Annotated in this window: 18 protein-coding genes; 8 read left to right on the top strand and 10 right to left on the bottom strand. The window is 66.4% G+C overall.

Annotation, left to right across the window (positions count from 1 at the left end):
* Complete coding sequence (gene rfbB, locus ACTODO_RS09470) at positions 1–1008, bottom strand: dTDP-glucose 4,6-dehydratase (protein WP_003793318.1); 1008 nt, start codon at positions 1006–1008, stop codon at positions 1–3.
* A 207-nt stretch (positions 1009–1215) separates the two neighbouring features.
* On the opposite strand from rfbB, the gene ACTODO_RS09475 reads away from it, so the two are divergent.
* The 3 genes from ACTODO_RS09475 (at position 1216) to ACTODO_RS09485 (ending at position 4487) form a co-directional block, all read left to right on the top strand.
* Positions 1216–1809, top strand: a complete 594-nt coding sequence (locus ACTODO_RS09475) for a hypothetical protein (protein WP_034512449.1) — start codon at positions 1216–1218, stop codon at positions 1807–1809.
* Positions 1810–1893: 84 nt separating this feature from the next.
* Entirely contained in the window at positions 1894–3447 is a 1554-nt protein-coding gene (locus ACTODO_RS09480; RefSeq protein ID WP_003793322.1) for a DUF2142 domain-containing protein, read from the top strand.
* The gene (locus ACTODO_RS09485; protein WP_081445788.1) at positions 3444–4487 is read left to right on the top strand and encodes a glycosyltransferase family 2 protein; all 1044 of its coding nucleotides are present in this window, start codon (positions 3444–3446) and stop codon (positions 4485–4487) included. Before ACTODO_RS09480 ends, ACTODO_RS09485 begins: the two co-directional genes overlap by 4 nt.
* A gap of 68 nt (positions 4488–4555) precedes the next feature.
* Here ACTODO_RS09485 and ACTODO_RS09490 read toward each other — a convergent pair whose 3' ends face one another.
* The 9 genes from ACTODO_RS09490 to ACTODO_RS09530 form a co-directional block, all read right to left on the bottom strand.
* The gene (locus tag ACTODO_RS09490) at positions 4556–6097 is read right to left on the bottom strand and encodes a C40 family peptidase (RefSeq protein ID WP_003793325.1); all 1542 of its coding nucleotides are present in this window, start codon (positions 6095–6097) and stop codon (positions 4556–4558) included.
* A gap of 150 nt (positions 6098–6247) precedes the next feature.
* Complete coding sequence (locus ACTODO_RS09495) at positions 6248–7540, bottom strand: ABC transporter ATP-binding protein (protein WP_003793327.1); 1293 nt, start codon at positions 7538–7540, stop codon at positions 6248–6250.
* The gene (locus ACTODO_RS09500; protein ID WP_081445504.1) at positions 7540–8382 is read right to left on the bottom strand and encodes an ABC transporter permease; all 843 of its coding nucleotides are present in this window, start codon (positions 8380–8382) and stop codon (positions 7540–7542) included. The genes ACTODO_RS09495 and ACTODO_RS09500 overlap by 1 nt, the downstream gene beginning before the upstream one ends.
* 40 nt (positions 8383–8422) lie before the next feature.
* Positions 8423–9724, bottom strand: a complete 1302-nt coding sequence (locus ACTODO_RS09505; RefSeq protein WP_003793331.1) for an alginate O-acetyltransferase AlgX-related protein — start codon at positions 9722–9724, stop codon at positions 8423–8425.
* The gene (locus ACTODO_RS09510) at positions 9721–10992 is read right to left on the bottom strand and encodes an acyltransferase family protein (RefSeq protein WP_003793333.1); all 1272 of its coding nucleotides are present in this window, start codon (positions 10990–10992) and stop codon (positions 9721–9723) included. The genes ACTODO_RS09505 and ACTODO_RS09510 overlap by 4 nt, the downstream gene beginning before the upstream one ends.
* Positions 10989–12851 carry a rhamnan synthesis F family protein gene (locus tag ACTODO_RS09515; RefSeq protein ID WP_003793335.1) on the bottom strand — a complete coding sequence of 621 codons (1863 nt, stop codon included), beginning with the start codon at positions 12849–12851 and terminating at the stop codon, positions 10989–10991. Before ACTODO_RS09515 ends, ACTODO_RS09510 begins: the two co-directional genes overlap by 4 nt.
* Positions 12852–12855: 4 nt before the next feature.
* Positions 12856–13707, bottom strand: coding sequence for an NAD-dependent epimerase/dehydratase family protein (locus tag ACTODO_RS09520; RefSeq protein WP_003793337.1), 852 nt, complete (start codon positions 13705–13707; stop codon positions 12856–12858).
* Between the two features lie 100 nt (positions 13708–13807).
* The gene (locus tag ACTODO_RS09525) at positions 13808–14800 is read right to left on the bottom strand and encodes a glycosyltransferase family 2 protein (protein ID WP_003793339.1); all 993 of its coding nucleotides are present in this window, start codon (positions 14798–14800) and stop codon (positions 13808–13810) included.
* Positions 14797–15912: a glycosyltransferase family 4 protein gene (locus tag ACTODO_RS09530; protein ID WP_003793341.1), complete on the bottom strand. Its 1116-nt coding sequence runs from the start codon at positions 15910–15912 to the stop codon at positions 14797–14799. Before ACTODO_RS09530 ends, ACTODO_RS09525 begins: the two co-directional genes overlap by 4 nt.
* A gap of 99 nt (positions 15913–16011) precedes the next feature.
* Between ACTODO_RS09530 and ACTODO_RS09535 the strand changes: the two genes are divergently transcribed.
* The 5 genes from ACTODO_RS09535 (at position 16012) to ACTODO_RS09555 (ending at position 22573) form a co-directional block, all read left to right on the top strand.
* Positions 16012–17175 (top strand): glycosyltransferase family 4 protein, encoded by a 1164-nt coding sequence (locus tag ACTODO_RS09535; RefSeq protein ID WP_003793343.1) that lies wholly within the window; start codon positions 16012–16014, stop codon positions 17173–17175.
* Between the two features lie 28 nt (positions 17176–17203).
* Positions 17204–18757 (top strand): DUF2142 domain-containing protein, encoded by a 1554-nt coding sequence (locus ACTODO_RS09540; RefSeq protein WP_003793344.1) that lies wholly within the window; start codon positions 17204–17206, stop codon positions 18755–18757.
* Between the two features lie 94 nt (positions 18758–18851).
* Positions 18852–20687 (top strand): phosphotransferase, encoded by a 1836-nt coding sequence (locus ACTODO_RS09545; RefSeq protein WP_003793346.1) that lies wholly within the window; start codon positions 18852–18854, stop codon positions 20685–20687.
* Complete coding sequence (locus ACTODO_RS09550) at positions 20684–21658, top strand: DMT family transporter (RefSeq protein WP_003793348.1); 975 nt, start codon at positions 20684–20686, stop codon at positions 21656–21658. Before ACTODO_RS09545 ends, ACTODO_RS09550 begins: the two co-directional genes overlap by 4 nt.
* A 57-nt stretch (positions 21659–21715) precedes the next feature.
* On the top strand, positions 21716–22573 hold the full coding sequence (locus tag ACTODO_RS09555) for a LicD family protein (protein WP_003793350.1): 858 nt from the start codon (positions 21716–21718) through the stop codon (positions 22571–22573).
* Positions 22574–22587: the final 14 nt, after the last annotated feature.

Raw genomic sequence — 22587 nt, forward strand, 5'->3', positions numbered from 1 at the left:
TCAGTGTCCTTCGGCGGCGTACTTCGCCTCGACGGCTTCCTTGAGGGGAGCCCACCACGCCTCGTTCTCGGTGTACCAGGCGATCGTGTCGGCCAGGCCGTCGCGGAAGTTCGTGAACTGGGGCTCCCAGCCGAGCTCGGTGACCAGCTTGGAGTTGTCGATCGCGTAGCGCAGATCGTGGCCCGGACGATCGGTCACGTGATCGAAGTCGTCGGGGGCGTAGCCCATCAGCTCGTTGAGGATGGCGACGACGTCGCGGTTGTTCGTCTCGCCGTCCGCGCCGATCAGGTAGGTCTCGCCGATGCGGCCCTTCATGAGGATGTCCCACACGGCCGTATTGTGGTCGCGCACGTGGATCCAGTCGCGCACGTTCAGGCCGTCGCCGTACAGGCGGGGGCGCACACCGCGCAGGCGGTTCGTGATCATGCGGGGGATGAACTTCTCGATGTGCTGGTAGGGGCCGTAGTTGTTCGAGCAGTTCGAGATTGTGGCCTCAACACCGAAGGAACGCACCCACGCGCGCACCAGGAGGTCCGAACCCGCCTTGGACGAGGAGTACGGCGAGGAGGGGTTGTAGGGCGTGGTGGGGGTGAACTTCGCGGGATCGTCCAGCTCGAGGTCACCGTAGACCTCGTCCGTGGAGATGTGGTGGAAGCGGACCTTGTGGCGGCGCACGGCCTCCAGCAGGGTGAAGGTGCCCACCAGGTTGGTCTGAATGAAGGGCGAGGGGTCGAGGAGGGAGTTGTCGTTGTGCGACTCGGCGGCGAAGTGAACGACCGCGTCGGCACCGGCGACGACGCCGTCCACGAGGTCGGCGTCGGCGATGTCGCCCTCGACGACGGTCAGGCGAGCGGCAAGCTCGGCGGGCATATCGGTCAGGGACGCCCGGTTGCCCGCGTAGGTGAACTTGTCCAGGACGACGACGTCGACGTCCGGGTGGTCCTCCAGCAGCGTGTGAACGAAATTCGCTCCAATGAAGCCGGCACCGCCGGTCACAACGATCTTCATGAGGTCTTCTCCTTTGCGCGCCCGCAGGCGTCCGAGGGTGCTACTCACCCGATTCCTGCCCCTATTATGCCGTAGTTCTCACGCATTCCACGCCACTGACCTCCACTTACCCGTCGGATACGTCACTATTCGCCACGCTTGAGGTCCAGTGAGGGGCCGCAGCGCGCTGATAAATTGGACGTATCCCCCAACAGAAACGGAACCCTCGTGCCTCGTCTCGTCCCCTCGCTCGCGCTGCTCACCCTGTGCGCCCTAGCCACGACCTCGTGCTCCATGCTCGAGGACACCCAGAGCGCACAGTCGACGCCCGCGGCCTCCGTTTCCCCGGGGGACCTCGGCCAGCCGTCCAGTTCGGCGATGCCGACCCTGCACGCCGCCTCCCCTGGCTGCGCGGCAATGGATGAGATCTTCTCCGAAGCTCTCAACGGCTCCGAGACCGGCCAGGCTTACAGGTCGCTGGCTGCGAAGCGCTCAGGGGAAACCAACGCGGACGAGCGACACCGCGCGTGGGAGGCCTTCACGGCCGCCTTCAAGAACGACTACTCCGACCGCCTCACCCAGGCGGCCACGGATGAGACCTCCAAGCAGGCCCTCGCCGCCCTCGCGGTCTACGTCGAGCGCAACGCGGCCCTCGACTCCGGCGCAATCCCCGAGTTCGCCGATCAGCAGGAAGCCGAGGAGGCCCTCAAGCGCGGTGAAAACCCCGAGGTGAATCCCGCCTACACGCAGGCCCTCGCCGAGGCAACGAGTGCACACGGCACTCTGACGACCTGCATGCCCCACTGGCCCGTCGTTTTCTAGGCTCTGCGTGGCCTCGCGCCCGCCGGGCCAGGCCCGGACTCGTGTACATTAGACGTACCTATCCCGGACAGATTGGCTCATTTCATGGCACGTGCGCTCATCGATCACCTCGCTCCCGCGCGGGATCGTTTCGTCTCTACCGCAGCGCGACCTCTGGCCTTCGTCATCCTGGCCTTGGGCATCCTCTCCGTGGCCACGGGCTGGATCTTCGCTTCTCCTCCGGGCTCTTCCCCGGACGATGACTACCACCTCGTCTCCACGTGGTGCCCGCGCCCCATCGAGTCCACGGGCTGCGACACGACCACGATCGACGGGGAGCTGTACGTGATGGCCCCCGTGACCACGTCCCACGCGCAGTGCGAGGCCTTCAGCCCCGAGCGCTCGCACGCGTGCATCAAGGACTACTCGGACGACACGATGTTCCCGTCATACCGATACAACGACGGCCAGTACCCCTACGGCTTCTACCAGTTCCACCATCTGTTCGCGGGCCACAACGTCGAGCGCTCCGTGTGGATCATGCGCTCGATCAACGTTGGCATCGCGATGGCGCTGATCGGCGCAGTCTGCGCGCTGTCGACCCGCGAGGTCCGGCGCGCGACCGCGCTGGCCGCGCTCGTCGCATGGACGCCGATGGGCCTGTACTTCATCGCCTCCAACAACCCCTCCTCGTGGGCGATCACGGGCGTCTTCAGCTACGGCGCGGCTCTCTACGGCGCGCTGAACGCGCAGGGATGGCGCCGCTGGACGCTCCTGGGTGTGGCTGGTCTCGCGTCCCTCCTGTGCTACGGCTCGCGAGGCGACGCCGCCTTCTACGTCTTCGTGGCGTCCCTCGGTATCCTCATCCTGGCAGCCCGGCGCCGCCACCTGCCCGAGATCGGTATCGCGTCCGTCCTGAGCGTCATCGGCATCTGGTTCATGCTCAGCTCCGGACAGTCCGGCCACATCGCCCAGTCCGATGCCTCGGTGACCCTGCACGAGCGCATCGAGGTCGCGATCATGAACATCCGCTACCTGCCCGAGTACTTCGCGGGCTTCATCGGGTTGAACTCCGGCCCTGGCTGGCGCGATACCCCCCTGCCGGGCTACACGACGATTCTCGGCCTCCTCGTCCTGGGCGCGGTCCTTTTCTACGGTGCACGCACGATGAGCCTGCGCAAGGCCCTGGCAGCCTTCATGGTCTTCGGCGCGATGGCTGGCATCCCGCTGCTGATCGCGACCCCTCCGACCTTCCCCAACCTCGGCGGATACCACTCCCGCTACGCCCTGCCGCTACTGGGCACGTGGCTGCTCATCTGGCTCTCCTGCGCCATCAAGAAGTCTTCGATAACCCGTGGCCAGATCGTCATGTTCGTGTTTTTCCTGAGCGTCGTCGACGCGGTTGCGATGCACACGACGATCGCTCGCTACGTCCGAGGCCTGCTATCGATCCGCCACATGGGGTGGATCGCACCGGGTAACCTGAATGGTGACATTCAGTGGTGGTGGGCCGACATGCCGCTCAGCCCAATGACTTTGTGGGGCCTAGCCTCCCTGGGATACGCACTTGCCCTGGCGAGCGCCATCTACCTGCTGCGTAACCGCCAGGTGGAGGCGCCTGCCTCGACCACTCCGACCCAAGAGGAAGAAACTGCATGAGCGCAACAGTCACCGTCGTCGTGCGCACGCGTAATCGCCCGGCGATGCTCACCCGTGCCCTCGCATCGATCGCTTCGCAGAGCTTCGACGACTACGAGGTCGTCATCGTCAACGACGCCGGCGACGAGGCCGAGGTCCGCGAGATCGTCAAGAAGCAGAAGAGCGCCGTACGTTCGAAGATCACGATCGTCACGAACGAGGTCTCGAACGGCCGCGAGGCCGCGCTTGAGTCGGGCCTGGCGGCATCGCGCAACCGCTACTACGCGGTCCACGACGATGACGACTCCTGGCACCCTCACTTCCTGAAGAAGACGGTCGCCTACCTCGATGAGCATCCGGAGGCGGGCGGAGTCGCCTCCCGCTGCGAGATCGTCCGCGAGCGCGTACGCGCCGACGGCACGTGCATCGAGATCGAGCGCGAGGTCCTGTCGACGGATAACTACGGCCTGTCCCTTGTGGACATGATGGTGGAGAACTACACGCCGCCGATCTCGCAGCTGATCCGCCGCGAGGTCGCCGACCGCGTGGGCCACTGGGACGGTTCCCTGCAGACACAGGCGGACTGGGACTTCAACCTGCGCCTGCTGGCGGACTCGCCAGTCGGCTTCATCGACGGGGAGCCGCTGGCCTACTGGCACCACCGCGACACGATGGATGCGTCCCTGGGCAACTCCGTCGTCACGGACGCGTACCTGCACAAGTGGGACAACCTGCATATCCGCGACCGCTACCTGCGTGCCATGCTGGCGACGGAGGATCCTTCATCCCCGCACCTGGGCCAGGCTCTGCTGTCGGCGGAGTACTACCGCCGGATGCGCGAGGAACTCGCGCGCGTAGATTCGGGCTTCCACTCCTCGCTCAACCTCGTGCACGTCGACATGCTGAACACGATGACGGCCTTGCACCAGCAGGTGCACGAGCTGCGCGGAGAGGTCAGCGCCCTGCGCGAGCAGCTTGATGCCGGTTCGCCCCTGCGCCAGTCGCTGCGCCGCACGGCATCCCTGCCGAAGCGCATCGTGCGTCGCCTGCTGGGGCGCTGAGTAACACCTGTCGCGACGGGGCGTGCCGGCCGTGGAACACCCACGACCGGCCCGCTTCCACTTCTCTCCTATGGCAGCGGGCGCACGACGTCCGGGGTCATGCGCTCCCACCCGTATCCGGCGGTGATGTGCTGCATACGGGCGGGGCGTCCCATCCAGTCGGTGTGGACGATCATGTCGTCCCCCAGGTAGATGGCGACGTGCGTGACGGTGCCGCTCGTCGTGTAGAAGATGAGGTCGCCGCGCTGGCGCTGCGCAAGGGGCACGTGCTGGAAACGCGGGTACGCGTAAAGTTCCTGCGACGTGCGATAGGACGGCCACGCGTGCTTGATCACGTCGATGGGCTGGGGATCCAGGCCCGCAGCGTAGAGGGATTGGAGGACCAGGCCCGAGCAGTCGAATCCCTGGTCGTAGGGGCCTGCCCCTCCCCACGTGTAGGAGGAGCCGGTCTGGTTCCACGCGTACCCGATCATCGCCTCGACGCGCTCGGAGCGCGTGGCCGTCAGGGGCAGGGGCGTGGCCTGGTACTGGTCGACGGTCCACGGGTAGCCGGTGTCCATGGCATCCCAGGTGGCCTTGTCGACGACGCCGGTGACGGGTAGTCCCGCCCGCTGCTGGAAGTTCTTGACGGCGGCCACGAAGGGCGCGTCGACGGAGGCGAGCTTATTGGAGTGCCACAGGCCCAGGCGCACCTGTGCGATGCGTACCTTGGTGCCGTTCATCCCCCAGGTGAGCGTGTTGGTCGCGTCCCCGAGGCCCGTGATGTGGTCGGTGGGCTGCAGGTAGCCAGCCGGGGCCTCGTATCCACGCCAAGCGCCCGAGGCGTCGAATTCGTAACGGCGGCCGTTCAGTTCCAGGGGCGCGGTGCGCATGACGCCGCTATCGGGGTCGAGGTAGTACCACTGGCCCCCGTCGCGCAGCCAGCCTCCCATCTGGGCACCGTTGGAGGCGAAGTAGTGCCACCCGTCGGCCAGGCGCTCCCAGCCGGTGCGCATCGCGCCCGACGATCCCAGGTAGTACCACGTGCCATCCACGCCGGTCATACCCGTACGCATGACGCCGGTGGCGGGATCCAGGTAGTACCACGATCCGCCGTCACGCAGCCATCCGCCAACGAGCGCTCCCGAGGGAGCCAGGAAGAACCAATCAGCACCATCACGCAGCCAGCCTGTGGCCATGTAGCCGCTGTCGTAGAAGAAGTAGCGCGCGCCTCCGATCCTCACCCACTGGGAGGCGGGGTAGGTGCCGTCGGCGCGCCGCCACCACCAGCCGACCGAGTCACGCATCCAGGTGCCCCTTCCGGTCTCGTCCTGCGCGCCCATCGTCGGGGGGTCGTCACTCTCCGACGAGGCCCGGGCCGCCCGATCCCCGTCGCTCGAGGCGGGGGCGGTGGGCTCGGGCACGTCCGTGGTCTCGGGGCTAGGCGAAGCCGACGGCGCGGCAGGCGAGGCGGACTGGGCAGCGGTGGAAGTGTCGGCTGCGGACTGTGGCGTAGCCTCATCCCCAGCGTCGGCGCGGGCCTGCGCGGGCAGGGCGATGAGCGCGAGGGTCAGGGCTACGGTGAGGGCGCGCGCGAGCGCACGGCGGGCGAGCGTGAGCGTCGATGCCATGACAGTGCCTTGTCGCTGGAAAACAGTTCTCCTATAAGTGTAGGATGCTCCTCACACTGCGCGGGCACGTTTGAGCCACCAACTCCACAAAACGCCGAGGCCCGGCGGCATCACACCGCTGAGCCCCGGCCTCGAACGCCGTTGCGTCCGTCAGTCCTCATTCTCGAGCGCGTCGGCCTGCTGGGCCTGCATGCGCGCGAGGTGCTCGTAGTCGGCGGCGCCGCGCCTGGGCACGTCGCGCATGGGGCGCTCGGGCGTCAGGTCCGTGAACGACGCTCCCAGGTTCACCAGGCCGCCGGACTCCATGCCCGGGCCGGGCAGGACGTCGAAGCGGCGCGCCTTTTGCAGGGCGTCAATGACGCTGGTCATGTCCTGGTTCTGGATGGCTGCGGAGATCGTGTACGCGCCCGGGTTGAAGGTCAGACGCGGAATGTCGATGTCGAGGTGACCGGTGCCCGGCTCGATCGAGGTCGGCACGTAGCAGGCGTCCATACCGTGCAGTCCCCACACGAAGACGCCTTCGCGGGTGTCGATGGAGGCGCCGAAAACCGGGGACTCGATACGCTCGTTCGCGCGGTAGTGCAGGCGCAGGCGCACGGGATCGCCCGGGTACACGAGCGACGTGGGCTGACCGGACGCGGACAGCAGTTCGATGCGCTCGATCATGGCCTCACCGCTGCCGAAGCGCGTGCCACCACCCTCGACCTCGACGGCGTGGTGAGCGACGTCGGAGTAGGTGTCGATAACCTCGGCTGCCGCACCCACGTCGACGAGCGTGCCGTGATCCAGCCACGCGGCCTGGTCACAGAAGGTGCGCATCTGCTCGAGGCCGTGGGACACGACGACGACCGTACGCCCCTGATCCTTGAGCTGGGCAAACTTGTCCATGCACTTGTTCTGGAATTCCATGTCGCCCACGGCCAGGACCTCGTCGACGAGGAGGATGTCCGGCTCCACATGGATGGACACGGAGAAGCCCAGGCGCACGTACATGCCCGACGAGTAGTTCTTCACCGGCTGATCGATGAAGCGCTCGACGCCGGAGAAGTCGATGATCGCATCCAGCTTGGAGTCGATCTCCTTCTTGCTCATGCCCAGGATCGCGCCGTTGAGGTAGATGTTCTCGCGGCCCGACAGCTCGGGGTGGAAGCCGGAGCCGACCTCGAGCATGGCGGCCATGCGCCCCGTCGAGGAGATCGTTCCCCTGTCCGGGGTGAGGATCTTCGCGATGCACTTGAGCAGCGTCGACTTGCCCGAACCGTTGTGTCCGAGCAGGCCGAATGTCTTGCCCTGCGGGATCTCGAACGAGACGTCGTCGAGGGCCCAGAACTCCTCGAACTGAGCGCGCGAACGCTGCAGGAACGCGCCCTTGAGGGACTGGTTGCGGTTCTTGTAGATGCGGAAGCGCTTGGAGACGCCCTCCACCGAAATCGCGTTCGTCATCAGAGTTCCTCCACGATTCGTGCCGAGAAGCGGCGGAAGATCAGCGAGCCGAGGCCGAAGATGCCGAAGGCCCAGGCGGCGCAGCCGAGCCACACCTGCCAGGACGGCATCGCGAAGCCGTACAGCGTCGAGCGGTAGGCCTCGAGGAAGAGCTCGGCGGGGTTGAGACGGAAGATCGTGACGATCGGGAGGGGCTCGCCTCCCCAGGTCCATCCCTTGGCCGCCAGGTCGGTCTGGACCTTGTTGAGCATCGAGAGAGAGAAGACGACGCCGGAGGCGTACATCCAGATCTGGTTGAAGATCTGCCACAGGTGCGAAATATCGCGGAAGTAGACCGAGGCAACCGACAGGATGAGGCCCATGCCGATCACGAAGAGCATCGCTAGCAGGGTAATGACGATAACCGCGGGAATCATGAGCAGCACGCCGGGGCCGCCGGCGATGCACATGATGAGGATGATGACGCCCAGCTCAAAGGCAAAGTCGTAGGCCAGCGCCAGGACCGAGGAGTAGATGAGGACCTGACGCGGGAAGTAGACCTTGGTGAGCAGGCCGGAGTTACCCACGAGGGAATCCATGCCGCGCTGGATGCCGCTCGACAGGAAGTTCCAGGCGATGACGCCCACGCCAATCCACAGCGCGAAGGAGGACAGTCCCGAGTTCACACCCTTGTCGGCCTCGCCGCGGAAGACGACGCCGAAGATCAGCGCGTACACGGCGATCGTGGCGATCGGGTTGATAAAGGACCACAGGCGGCCGAGCGCGGTGCCCTTGAACTCCGAGGAGATCGAGCGCTGCGCCATGCGCACCGTCAGGTCAATGACCCGTTTCGTCTCAGACACGGCTACTCCCATCGCTTCTGTCGTGGTCAGGAAATCTATTCTACTTGCCGGCGGCCGGCGTGAGCACGAGGTAGCGCTGCGTGAACTCCACGATCACGACGCTGGGCTTGTAGGCCTCGATGAGGGCGGCAACGTCCGTCGGCTGCTCGGTGTCGAGGCCGTGGCCGACCTGGATCGTGTATTCGAAGGTAGCGGCGACCTCGGGTCCCAGGTTGTTGCCCTGGGAGTCACGCACGATGAGCGCGGTGCCGCGTCCGTTCGGGTTGTAGGTGAGTGCTGGCTTGTTCTGGAAGTCGACGGGGCTGGCCAGGGACACCTCGGGGGCGCCCGTCACCTCGGCCAGGCGCGCGGCGGTGTCGGCCAGATCGTCGCGAGTCTCCAGCTGCAGAAGGTGGACGCTACCCGGGTCCTGCTCGTAGGTGGGGACCGCCCACGGGCCACTCTGGGCGGAGGCTCCCAGGGCCTCGTACTCGTTGGGGGCGTCCACGCTGCTCACGCCGGACGGCGTCAGGGAGGGCAGGCCCTCAAGCTGGGGGTTCACCGCAGCCAGGCAGGACAGCGTCTGGTTCCACGCGACGTGCGCGGCGTAGGGCGACCAGTGGGGGTTGACCGCCGAGTACAGCGGGGCCTCGCTCCCCTCGCGGGCCTCGCGCAGGCCCTCGCGCACGTCCACCCACGCGCGGGTAGGCAGCGCCGAGCGCATGAGATCCAGGGAGGTCGTGCCCATCAGCGGGTCGGTCCACTGGGGCAGCTTATCGGAGTAGATGTCCCACGTGGCCGGGGCGGGCATGAAGAGCGCGGTCGCGCCCTGCTCGCTCGCGGCGGTCTCGATACCGCTCATGTAGCGGTCCCACGCGCTCACCTGCTCGGGGGTGGGGCGCACACGGCCCAGTGCCTGGGAGAAGTTCGCGTTGAAGACGTCGGAGAGGAACAGGTAGCCGTCGCGGCCCTGAACGTAGGTGGTCACGCCGGTCATAGACTGCTCGAACGAGGCCTGGGCAGCGTCCGTGGGCAGGTAGCCCGCCGTGCCGGCGACTCCGGGCGTCCACGGACCCACGTCGGCGCGCGGGGTGGGGGCGCAGACCTCGGGCAGGGATTGGGGTGTGGTGCGCGCGAAGGACGAGGCCTGGGCGGCGGGTGCGGGCACCTGAGGAGCGGGGTGGGTGGCCTTGTACCAGGTGCCAACGCCGGTGGCCGCGCACGCGCCCGCAAGGAGAACCGCGAGGGGCACGTAGTGGAGGCGGCGCTTCCACGAGCCGGCGGGAACGCCCTCGTCGAAGGAGACATCGCGCAGACCGGACTCGGATTCCTTGAACTGGCCGGCGACCTTCTTCTCACTCACTTGGTCTCCTCCTCGCTGCGTGCGGCCGCCTCTTCGGCCTCCATGACCGTCGCGATCCTGGTCGAGGACAGGGCTGGCGTGACAATGCGGCGTGCCACGGCATCGTACGTGGGACGGAAGTGCTCGATGAGCTTGTCCATCCATCCGGGCAGGTAGTTCTTCAGGCTCATCGCGGGCTTCTCAATGAGGTGCCACGACAGGTAGGCCAGGATGTGCACGGTCACGACGACCGTCAGGTGGTAGGCGATCCAGCCGCGATCCTGCAGGTGGAAGTAGGCGGCGAACGCCATGATCGGCCATGCGTAGATGTAGATGCCGTAGGACAGGTCGCCGTGCTTCTCCCAGTTCTGCAGGGGCAGGCGAATCGCCAGGTACATGAGGAAGTACAGGAAGCCGTACTGGCCGACGATGTTCCAGCCGCCCGACGCATACGACAGCAGGCCGAAGATGAGGCCGCCCCACGCCAGGCGCGAGTCCATGGGGATCTTGTCGCCGTAGAGCGTGAAGAGCATGCCGAAGGCAAAGGGGCCCAGGAACATCAGCATGTAGGGGTCGCGCAGCAGGTAGTTGACGTTGGCGACCTGGCCCGCGCCCATCCACTGCAGGGCGTTGAGGGCAATCAGCACGAGGGCGAAAGCGCCGCCCACCTTGCGGTTCGCGAGCGCTCCAAACAGGCCGAGGATCGCCACCAGGATGTAGGCCTTGAACTCATAGATGAGCGTCCAGGCCGAGCCGTTCCAGTCACGGGCGCCGTGCAGGATGAAGTAGGGCAGGTTCTCGCCCATGCCGGCGATGTTGCGCTGGCCCAGGTTCAGCCACATGTTGTTCACGAAGTACGTGAGCGGGGACTCGGTGGCCGGGTGCAGGTAGCCGGAAATGTTGTGGTAGGTGTGCCAGTAGGCGATCGGCGCGAGGATACCGACCGTGAAGAGCAGGGCCGCCCAGAAAGCGGGGAAAATACGCAGAACGCGGCGCCACATGTAGCGCCAGATCGTCGCACGCCCCATACGCGAGCGCGTGATCAGGAAGCCCGAGAAAAAGAAGAAACCAGCGACGGCGACGCCACCGATGGACTGCTCCTTGGAGATCTGCACGCCCAGGTCCTCGCCGCCGTAGAAACCAGCGATCGGGCCAGCGTGCGAGAAGATGACCATGAAGGCCATCAGCCAGCGCAAAAACCCAATCGAGTTGGACCTGGAGTTGAATGCCTGCGCGACGGACTGGGGCGTGTGGGGGGCCGCAGCCCGAATCGTGGAGGCCAGGCTCATCGCTCACCCTTCATGGATCGGATCCTATGGACGGCACCACGGGCCGCGCGGTACGCCGGCTTGAGGGCGTTCCCCAGTCCCGGGGTACGCACCATGATGTTGGTCTTGACGGCACCCAGCAGGTTCGGGACCGTGCCCATGCGCGCCTTGAGGAAGGGCACCTGGTCGATCGCGAAGGCGGGCATCATCGAGGAGGTCGCCGCCAGCTTGTACTCGAGGTAGCCGTAGTACACGCCCGCCCACTTCGGGGTCATGACGGGGCGCACGTAGTAGCCGCGCGACAGGACCGCGTAGGACAGGAGACGCTCGATGACGTGAGCCAGGGAGCCGTCCTTGTAGCCGCCTTCCTCCGGGAAGTCCTCGGGGACGAGGCCGGCGCCGGTCAGCAGGGACAGGGCCTCCGGGCGCGCGATGAACATGGAGCCGTAGGGGGCCAGCGGCTGGTGGTCGTCGAAGGGGACGGTGATGCCGACCTTCTTGGCGAAGTCGCGGGCGGGGGCGCGGTTCGCGAACCACGCGTGGCCCATCGTCGGGTAGCCCATGTGCGGCATGGGTGCAATCACCATTCCCAGGCCCGGGTGGGCCGCGAACTCCGCGAGGATGCTGGCCACGTGATCGGAGGAGGCCAGCAGGTTGTCGTAGAGGTGCTCCTTGAAGAGCTGGGCGGCGTTGTAGTCGTCCTGGACGGACTTCTTGGAGTGGATCTTCACGACGATGTCGTACTCGCCGGAAGTGAGCACGTCGTTGCAGTCCACCAGGAACGCGCCGATGTCGCGGCCGCGGTTGGAGGACACGACGCGCACGTCGGCGTCCACGCCTCGTTCCTGGGCGCGCGCCTCGATGAGGGCCTTGTTCTCCTCGTTCGAGGTCGTGGCCACCAGGTGGTAGCCGGCGGGCAAGACGCTCAGGCGGTCGAGGATCTCGTCTGCCATGTCGGCGTAGAAGATGTGTGCGACCGCGAGAATCTTCAGGGAGGCGGCGGCGTCAAGGGTGGCCTGGTCGGCTCGCGGAGAGATGACGGTCGTCAGGCCCGCGTTTGTCACAAGGTCACGCGGACGCGAGGTGCGCGCAAGGTTCGTGAGGATCAGGTCGGTGTCGTAGCCTGCCTTACCCGCCAGCTCCAGCATGTCCGCACCGATGATCGCGTGGCGGTCCAGGTAGAGCGGGTCGTGGAAGAGGTTGCGGCGCTTGAGGATCGGGCAGCCGTCCGCGAGCAGCATCGACGCGTTGTCGAAGACGGGGTTGCGCGAGGGGTAGTCCTCGCGCGGGTATGCCACGACATGCGTGTAGCCGAGGTTGCCGAAGTACTCCGTGAAGCGCGACTCGTGCCACTGGATCGAGTCGTTGTAGGAGCGGATCGGGGGCATCTCATCCCAGTACTTGCGGAAGTCCGGGGAGCTGAGCAGCGGGTTGCGCACGGCAATCCAGTGGGACTGGATGTGGCGCGGCATACGAGTGGCCGCCAGGAAGGGGTGGGGACGCACCTCGTCGTGTTCGGTGATGCCCCAGAAGTCCACCGCTCCGGCGGCGTCCACGCGGTCGAAGAGGTTCTTCCACGGGTTGATGGGGGCGAAGAAGGTGTAGTTGAAGAGGATCAGCTCGTCGATCTGACCGAGGCGGTCCCAGCCGAAGCGAGCGATGCCGTCGCGGTAGCCGCCCACGTCGAAGCCGGTGTTTTCGCGCTCGAAGACATCGGTGGCACCCTTGAGGAGGCGCCCACGAGCAGTGTCGTCCAGAGGAGAGTTGGAGACGACGAGGATCTCGTCGAGGTACTCGCGCAGCGAGGTCAGGCACTCCACGATGTAGTCGTCGACGAGGCCCTGGGGATCAAAGAACAGGAGAATACCGGCGCGCTTCACGGCCTTACTCCCCCGTGCCGTCGACGGTGGCCAGGATCTGGCGGATCTTCGTGGCGTCGCCCCACACTCCGGGCGAGTCGTAGGGACGATCCGGGAAGGCCCCGTACTCGAGGGTGATGTCCAGGTCGTTCTCGCGGATGTAGGATTCGACGCGGTCGGCGAGGCTCATGGGTTCGCCGCTGCAGATGTTGATGATGCCGGTGACCTCGTCCTGGGAGACGGCGGCAGCAATCTGGTAGGCCAGTCCCTGAATGGAGATGAAGTCGTAGAGGTTCTTGCCCGTGGTGAAGGGGAAGGTCTTCTTGCCTTCCTGGGCGGCGGCCAGGAGCTTGGAGAAGATCGAGGAGCCGTGCGCGTCGTCGCCGACGATGTAGTAGCCGCGCAACCACTGCATGGTCGCGCCGTGCTTGGTGGTCAGCAGCGACGTGATCTGTCGCAGCGCGTTCTTGGAGATGCCGTACAGCGAGGCGGGGTTGCACGCGGAGTTTTCGTCGATGGCACCTTCCCAGTAGCCGACCTCGTGCATGGAACCCATGACGGCCAGGTGGGTGCAGCCGCCCTCGAGGAGATTCTCGATGAAGTGGTAGTGGGCGGGCAGGTCCTCGATGTGGGCCGGCGAGTTATGCACAAAGCCGTCACGCCACGCGAGGTGCAGGACCACGTCCGGGCGTCCGAGCTGGTCGTAGATGTCAGCGTCGCCGCTGAAAATCTGGGTGTCGATGCGGCGCGCGCGCTCGTCGACACCGTCGAGGCGGAAGTCCACGACGCTGACGTCGAGGCCGCGCTCCAGCAGGGCGTGAACAATGTGGCGGCCAATGTAGCCGCCGGCTCCGGTAACGAGGACAGTCTTCACCATGTCAGCCAGTCTATCAAGGCGTAGGCGCTACGCAGCTCCGCCCCGCGTTGTGTGCCGTGACGCACCCACCGATCCCGGCCTCGTTCGCGAGGCCGACTCCCTATCGTCGAGGACGCGAGGCGGTGCGGTGGCGCAGCGCGCGAGGCAGGGCGAGGAGCCCCTGGAGGACTCCGCGGGCGACCGGCCCCCGTCCGCCCGAGCGCACTGCCCGAGCAATCGAGCGGGCGATGGCGCGCGCGACGACGCCCCAGGGGGCATGCTGGGCGGCAACGATGATGCGGTTGCGTGCGTTCACCCGCAGGAACATGGGCGAGGACGTGCCCGAGGAGGCCGCGTGCTCATGGTCGACGACGGCACCGGCAACGAAGCGCACCTCATACCCAGCTTCGCGCAGCTTGTAGGACAGGTCGGTGTCCTCGTAGTACATGAACAGGTCCGTGCGCACTCCCCCGACAGCTCGCCACGCGTCGGCGTCGATCGCACAGGCGCCGCCGCACAGGCCGAAGACCTCGGGGGCAGGAAGCGGGGAGTTGGCGGGGTCCAGCCAGGAGCGGTCATAGCCATTGCCGGCGTGATCGACCTCGTTGCCGGTGGAGTTGATGAGAACCTGCCCACCGCTGTCTCCGTCGGCGACGCGCGTCCAGCGGCTGCCGTCGCGGGCGACGAGGAACTCCGTGTCGGAGGGGGTGGAGGGACGCCAGGTGCCGGTCAGGAGGATGAGCGCGGTCGTGGCGCCCACGGCCTCGCCCAGGGGTACCAGGAGGGCATCGAGGAATCCGTCGCGCACTGTCGCGTCGTTGTTGAGTAGGACGAGGGCATCTTCGCTCAGGCCGGCCGCTCCTGCCATGACACCGGCGCCGAAGCCGTCGTTCGTCCCGGCGTTGACGAGGGAGACGCGCGCGGGATCGGCGGCGCTGCGCAGCTCATCGAGTCCTTCGCGCAGGACGATGAGCGAGTCGTCGTCGGATCCGTTGTCGACGATGACGAGGTGGTCCCCCTCCCCCATCTGCGGGGCGATGGAGTGGGCGGCGCGCAGGGTGAGCGGCGCATTCTTCCAGTTGACGAGGATGACCCTCGCGCTGCGCGCCCTCATCGGTCGCCCGCCAGGGACGCGTAGATGGCGGCGTGAGCGGCGGCGGAGGCCTCCCACGTGTAGTCGCGGGCACGCTCGATACCGGCTGCGGCGAGCCGGTCGTGCTCGCTGCCGGCAGCTGCCTCAAGGGCTTCGGCCAGGGCCGAGGCGTCGGTGGCCGGCACGAGGAGACCGGCGTCACTACCCGTAATCTCCGCCATGCAGGTATCCGCGCTGGTCACGACGGGCGTTCCGTGCGCCATGGCCTCGAGGACGGGCAGGCCGAAGCCCTCCCAGATCGAGGGGAAGGTGAAGACGCGGGCGCCCGCATACGCGCAGGCCAGGTCGGCATCGTCGAGGCGTCCGAGGACGTGGACGCGCTCGGGCGGCAGCGGCGCGTCGGTGGGGTCGGTTCCCCATCCGGCAGGTCCGACGAGGACGAGGTCAAGGTCGGTCCCGCGCATCTGCTCGTAGGCCGCAAGCAGGGTGGGCAGGTTCTTGCGGGGCTCGCGGGTGCCCACCCACAGGACGTAGGGGCGTTCGAGTCCGTGGCGGGAACGGAACTCCTCCACCTGCGCATCGGTGACGGGAGTGTGGCTCAGGCCGTGCGGGATGACGGTGATGCGCGAGGCGTCCAAGCCTGCTTCGATACAGTCGTCAGCGGTGGCCTGGGAGGGGACGATGATGGCATCGGCGCGCTTCCTGGTGATCTCGAGGGCGCGGTGAAAGTACGCGGAGCCGTGGGCCGTGAAATGGTCTGGGTCGCGCAGGAAGGCGACGTCATGGACGGTGACGACCAGGGGGCGCGAGGTCGGCGGGATCGCCCACGTGGTCGCGTGCACAACAGCCGCTCCCCCGCCCGATCCGACGCCGAGCATCCGGTCGACGCTGGGGGTACCCAGCCGATCCCAGGCGGCGTACAGGGCGCGGCGAGGCAGCGCCGAGTTGAGCACGGGGATGGTCAGGCCTACCTCGCTCGGTGTGGGCTCGCCCGCGCCGCGCCGCGCGGCGATGCCGATAGCATGCACACCCTGGTCTGCCAGGCGGCCTGCGACCTCGACGATGTACCGGCCAGACCCTCCGGGCACCGGCTGCCACATTTGCTCGACGACCATTCCAACGTTGACGCTCATACATCTAGGGTAGTTCACGGGCGCGCGGGGCCAGGAACAAAAGTATCCGCGAGCGCAAAATGGCATACGATAAGGGGAATAGTTGTTGCTCCCGACCCAATGGGGATGATCGTGGCCCACTCCGTTTCTCACTCGCATCCGATCCGCGTCTTGCTGGACGGCACCGCGATCCCCGCAGACCTGGGCGGCGTTGGCCGCTACGTGGACGACCTGGTGCCGGAGCTGGTCGAGCAGGGCGTTGACCTGACGATGGCCGTCCAAGAGCGCGACGCCGAGCACTTCGCGACGCGCCTGCCTTCGGCCCGCATCATCCCGATTTCGCAGCGCTTCGAGTCCCGTCCCGCGCGTATGGCGTGGGAGCAGACGGGCCTACCCAAGCTGATCCGTAAGGTCCGCCCCGACGTCCTGCACTCCCCGCACTACACGTCCCCGCAGTTCCCGGGCGTGCCCGTCGTCATCACGCTGCACGACGCGACGTTCTTCTCGCACCCGCAGGCGCACTCGCGTCTCAAGCAGCGCTTCTTCACGGCGGCGATTCGCCGCGCGATTCGCCGCGCGGACGCCCTCATTGTGCCATCCCTGGCCACGCGCGACGAGACGATCAAGTACGCGGGCGGTGACCCGTCGCAGTTCTACGTGGCCTACCACGGCGTGGATCGCTCGATCTTCCACCCGGTCTCGGACGCCGAGCGCGAGCGCGTCAAGGCGTCCCTGGGCTTGGAGGGCCGCGACTACATTGGCTTCCTGGGCACGCTGGAGCCCCGCAAGAACGTGCCGAACCTGGTGCGTGGCTGGGTGAAGGCCGTCTCGGACCGCCCGAATCCGCCGGCCCTCGTGCTGGCCGGTGGCAAGGGGTGGGACGAGGACATCGACCCCGCCCTGGCCTCGGTGCCCGAGCACCTGACGGTCCTGCGCCCCGGCTACCTGCCCCTCGAGGATCTGCCCGGTTTCCTGTCGGGCTGCGTCATCCTGGCTTACCCCTCGATTGCGGAGGGCTTCGGACTGCCGGTCCTGGAGGCGATGAGCTGCGGTGCCGCGACGCTGACGACCCGCCTGACCTCCCTGCCGGAGGTTGGCGGCGACGCCGTCGCCTACTGCGACATCGACCCCAACTCGATCGCTCAGGCTCTCACGGAGCTGCTGGACGATCCTGCTCGTCGCGAGGCTCTTGGCGCTGCTGCGATTCCGCGCGCCGACGAGTTCACGTGGGCCCGCGCCGCTTCGGTCCACATCGAGGCATTCCGCGCCGCCGCCCGTTCCTGAGTCGACCGCGCTCGAAGGAGATCGCCGCATGCCCACGTCCGCCCCGCAGCGCCGCACGTTTATCGCCGCGTTCGTGCTCGTCGCCGCGGCGATTGTGGCCTCGTTGGCGTGGGTCATCGCTTCCCCGGTGGGGTCTTCCCCGGACGAGGACTTCCACGTCGGTTCCATGTGGTGTCCTCCGCCGGTGGACGAGACGGGCTGCCAGATTTCCACTAAGGACGGCGAGAAGGCCGTCATGGTGCCGCAGTCGCTGGCCAAGGAGTACGTCACCTGCTACGCCTTCGACCACGATAATTCCGCTCTGTGCACCCTCAACGCCTCGGACGAGGAGCTGGCGCCGACCCTGCGCTGGGACGACGGAAACTACCCCTGGGGCTACTACCAGTTCGCTCACCTCTTCGTGCAGCGCTCGACGAGCCACGCGGTGTTGGCGTTGCGCACGGTGAACACGCTGCTCGCGGTTGGCCTGATCGGCGCGATCATCGCTCTGGCAGATTCTGGGTTGAAGCGCGCAATCAGCGTTGCCGTGACGGTCGCGTGGCTGCCGATGGGCTTCTATTTCGTTGCGGGCATGAACCCCTCATCGTGGGCGATGACAGGCACGTTTGCGTTTGCCACTGGGCTACTGGCCGCCACCCGTTCGGTGGGAGCGCGTCGCATGGGCCTGATCGCCTGCGCAGCGGCCGGCGCGGTCTTGGCCTGCACGTCCCGCGGCGACAGCGCCTTCTTCCTCTTCGTCATCACCGTCGCGCTGGCCTTCGCAGTGCCCCTGAGTAGGCGGGTCATTCCCGAGGCAACCCTGGCATGCATCGCGTCCGTCGTGGGCATCTGGGTCATGGCGCGCACGAACGTGGCTGCCTCGCACCTGGGCTCGAGTAACGAGATGGCGGGATACTCTCTCTCGCACATCCTGTGGCTGAACGTCTTGTCGCTTCCCACATACCTGCGCGGCTTTGTGGGGCACGGCCTCGGCCCCGGCTGGAACGATGTCTCCTATCGAGGCACGGTCTCTTTCGGCGCAAGCCTCGTGGTCCTCGCGGTCCTGTGCTGGTCGCTACGCCAGCTCACCTGGCGCAAGGCGCTCTCAGCCATCACAGTTTTCGGCGCAATCACGGGTGTTCCGGTAGTCATCGGCCTGCGCGGTCATTTCAACAACGTTCACGTCTACCAGCCACGCTACATGCTGCCGCTCTTCGCGGTATTCCTCCTCATGCTCCTGGCCCCCTCCCCCGCACGCGCGAACGATGAGGGGCGGCGCGTGGGCAGCGAGGCATTCCGCCTCCCCACCAGCATCGCCGGTCGCGTGGCCACGGGGCTCGTGGCGGCACTGTGGGCACTCACCAACGCCCGCGCCCTCTACCTCGTCATCGAGCGCTACGCGTTCGGGCGCACGCAGCACGGCTACCCGATCGACCTGGCGACGCGGAACCTGAGCGCGGGCAACGAGTGGTGGTGGCCGACGGCTCCGATCGGCCCGATGGCCGTGTGGATCATTGGCACTCTCACCGGCGCTATCGCGATTGGCCTGGCCGTTGTCCTGTGGCAACGCTCCCCCGAAACACAGCCCGAGCCTCGTCGATAGCCACTTCACACCCACGCCGTTCACAAATCCACTTAATAGTGCTATGCTCGAACATGTAGCACCCAAGCGGCTTCTATGAACGAAAGGTGATCGCATGCCCACGACCAACGTCGGCACGCTCAGCGAGCCCCAATTCAACATCCTGAACGCACTGGCCAAGGCAGACGCTCCCCTCACGCAGCGGGCGCTGTCGGAGGCCACCGGCATGAGCCTGGGGCGCGTCAACACCGCTACCCGCGAGTGCGAGGCCGCCGGCTACACCGACGATCGCGCGATCACCGATGCGGGCCGCGAGGCCCTCGAGCCCTACCGCGTCACGGGCGCCGTCATCATGGCCGCGGGCCTGTCCTCGCGCTTCGCTCCCATCAGCTACGAACGCCCCAAGGGCACGCTCAAGGTGCGTGGGGAGATCCTCGTCGAGCGTCAGATCCGCCAGCTCCACGAAGCCGGCATCACAAACATCGCGCTGGTCGTTGGCTACAAGAAGGAATACTTCTTCTACCTGGCCGACAAGTACGGCGTCGACATCGTCGTCAACCGCGAATACGCCACGCGCAACAACAACGGCTCACTCTGGCTCGTCAAGGACCGCCTGGACAACACCTACGTGTGCTCCTCGGACGATTACTTCACCACGAACCCCTTTGAGCCCTATGTCTACAAGGCTTACTACTCGGCGAACTACATCGAGGGCCCCACCGACGAGTGGTGCATCAAGACCGGTCCGGGCGATCGCATCACGGGCGCAACCGTGGGCGGAGCCGACGCGTGGGTCATGCTCGGCCACGTCTACTTCGACCGTGTTTTCTCCGCGAAGTTCCGCGAGATCCTCGAGCAGGTCTACCACCTGCCCGAGACGGTGTCGAAGCTCTGGGAGTCCATCTACCTGGATCACATCAAGTCGTTCGACATGGTGATCCGCCGCTACCCGGACGGCATCATCCACGAGTTCGACTCGGTCGACGAGCTGCGTACCTTCGACCCCCTCTTCATGGAGAACGTGGACTCTGAGGTCTTCGACCACATCGTCGAGACTCTGGGCTGCGCAAAGTCGGAGATCCGCGACTTCTACCCCCTCAAGCAGGGCATCACAAACCTGTCATGCCACTTCGCTGTGGGCGATGAAGAATATGTCTACCGTCACCCGGGCATCGGCACGGAGAAGATCGTGGACCGCAGCGCTGAGTTCGCTGGCTTGCACCTAGCCGCCGAACTCGGCATCGACGATACCTTCATCACGGGTGACCCGGCAGCGGGATGGAAGCTCTCACGCTTCGTGCGCGACGTGCGCAACCTGGACGTAACCCGCCCTGAGGAACTGAAAGCGGCCATGGAGATGGACCGCGCGCTGCACACCTCCGGCCGAGTCCTGGACCGCTCCTTCGACTTCGTCACCGAAGGCTTGCGCTACGAGGGTCTCCTGAAGACCTTCGGCCCAATTGATGTGCCCGGCTACTTTGAGCTGCGAGACAAGGTCCTGCGCCTCAAGGCTTTCGCGGACGCGGACGGGTTCGAGGTCGTCCCCTCGCACAACGATTTCTTCCCCCCGAACTTCCTGGTGGATAACGATGGCAACATCAGCCTCATCGACTGGGAGTACGCGGGCATGTCGGACATGGCAGCCGACTTCGGCACGATGACCGTGTGCACGGCGGAGATGACCCGCGAGCGTGCTCACGCCGCGCTGGAGTTCTACCTGGGTCACGCCCCCAGCGAGGCCGAGGAGCGCCACTTCTTCGCCTACGAGGTCTTCGCCGGCTGGTGCTGGTACCTGTGGGCGCTGGTCAAGGAGGCCGAGGGCGACGACGTGGGCGAATGGCTCTACATCTACTACTCGCACGCGACGCGTACGATCGATTCCCTGCTCGCTTCGTACGAGGCCACCTCGGCCTCGGGCGCGCAGGTCTCCCAGGAGGGTGAGCTGGCATGAAAACTCAACACGGCGGCAAGCGTTACGGTATTTTCTCGGGTGTCCTGTGGGGCCTCGACACGGTCGTGCTGGCGATCGCCCTGGCTATGATTCCGTTCGCCGACTTCGGCCAGTCGGCGCTGGCGGGTGCGGTCCTGCACGACGTCGCGTGCGCCGTGATCCTGTTGGCATACATGGGGATGCGTGGCCGCCTGAAGGACACCGCGAAGGCACTGCGCACCCGCCCTGGCAAGTCGGTGATTGCGGCTGCCCTGCTGGGCGGCCCGATCGGCATGAGCGGCTACCTCATCGCGATCGACAACATCGGCCCGGGGCTGACCGCGATCATCTCGACGTTCTACCCGGCGCTCGGCACGCTGCTGGCGTTCGTGCTCCTCAAGGAGCGGATGGCGCCTCGCCAGATCGTTGCCCTGCTAGTGGCGCTCGCGGCGATCGTGGCGACGGGCTGGTCGGCGACGTCAGAGCCGGTGGAAGGTGGTAACGCGATCCTGGGCGTCGCCGGCGCCCTGGCCTGCGTGATCGGTTGGGGCTCCGAGGCCGTGATCCTCACGTGGGGCATGCGCGACGAGGCCGTGGATAACGAGGTGGCCCTCCAGATCCGCGAAACGACCTCGGCGGTCGTGTACCTGTTCGTCGTGGCGCCGATCGCGGGAGTCTTCGGCTTCACGCTGCATTCGCTGGCCCACCTGTCGGCGGGCGTGGTGGCTCTCGCCGGCCTGGCGGGTACGGCCTCGTACCTGTTCTATTACAAGGCTTTGTCGGCCATCGGCGCCTCGCGAGGCATGGCCCTGAACATTTCCTACTCGGCGTGGGCGATCATCTTCGCTCTCGTCCTGCAGGGCACGGTGCCCACGGCCACCCAGGTGGTGTGCTGCGTCGTGATCCTCGTGGGTACGGTCCTGGCGGCCACCTCCAACTGGGGTGACCTGCTTCCCAAGCGAACGGAGAAGGTCACGAGCTCCCAGGCGTGAGACAATGGCGGGTGGGCGCACGCGCGCTCACCCGCCATTGTCATATTCGGAGGACTGATGACGACACCCGATCACGACCTGCGCAAGGTCCAGAAGCTCCTGACGTTGATCCTGGCCGAGCTGGACCGGGTGTGCCGACACATCGGAGTGTCCTACGCGATCTACGGCGGCACGGCGATCGGCGCGATCCGCCACGGCGGCTTCATTCCGTGGGATGACGACATCGACGTGATGATGACGCGCGCCGACTACGAGCGTTTCTTGGCCGAGGCACCCGCCCTGCTGGACGAGCGTTTCCGCCTGGATAACACGCGCACGCGCGACGATTTCCCCTTCATGTTCACGAAGATGGTCATGCCGGGAACCCTGTTGATCCCCGAGGCGGACAAGGACTCGAAGTACCGGATGCCCTTCTTCCTCGACATCCTGCCCCTGGATGAGATTCCCGCCGACGAAAAGGCCTTCCAGGAGATGTCGCGCCAGTCATGGCTGTGGGGGCGCCTGCTGTTCCTGCAGGGTACGCCTCGCCCACACCTGATCAACACGCCGGCGTGGAAGAAGGCACTGATTTTCTCGGCGACGACTCTCGCACACCTGGGCCTGAAAGTTGCGCGCGCGACGCCGGCGAGCCTGCAGGCCCGCTGGGAGCGCGCGGTTCGCCGCTACGAGGGCACGGGCACTGGCGTATACGCCGACTTCACGATGCGCGACCCGCAGAACTGGATCGTGCGCGAGGAGGAGTTCTTCCCCACCCGCGACGTTCCCTTCGAGGACATCACGGTCATGATCCAGAACGAGTATGACGCCCTGCTGCGCCGCGGATACGGCGACTACATGCAGTTGCCTCCCCCGGAGAAGCGCTACAACCACGAGGCCGCGGTCATCGACTTCGGCCCCTACGCCGAGGCCCTGTAGGCCTCGTCCCCTGA

The organism is Schaalia dentiphila ATCC 17982 (assembly GCF_000154225.1).
Lineage (GTDB): Bacteria > Actinomycetota > Actinomycetes > Actinomycetales > Actinomycetaceae > Pauljensenia > Pauljensenia dentiphila.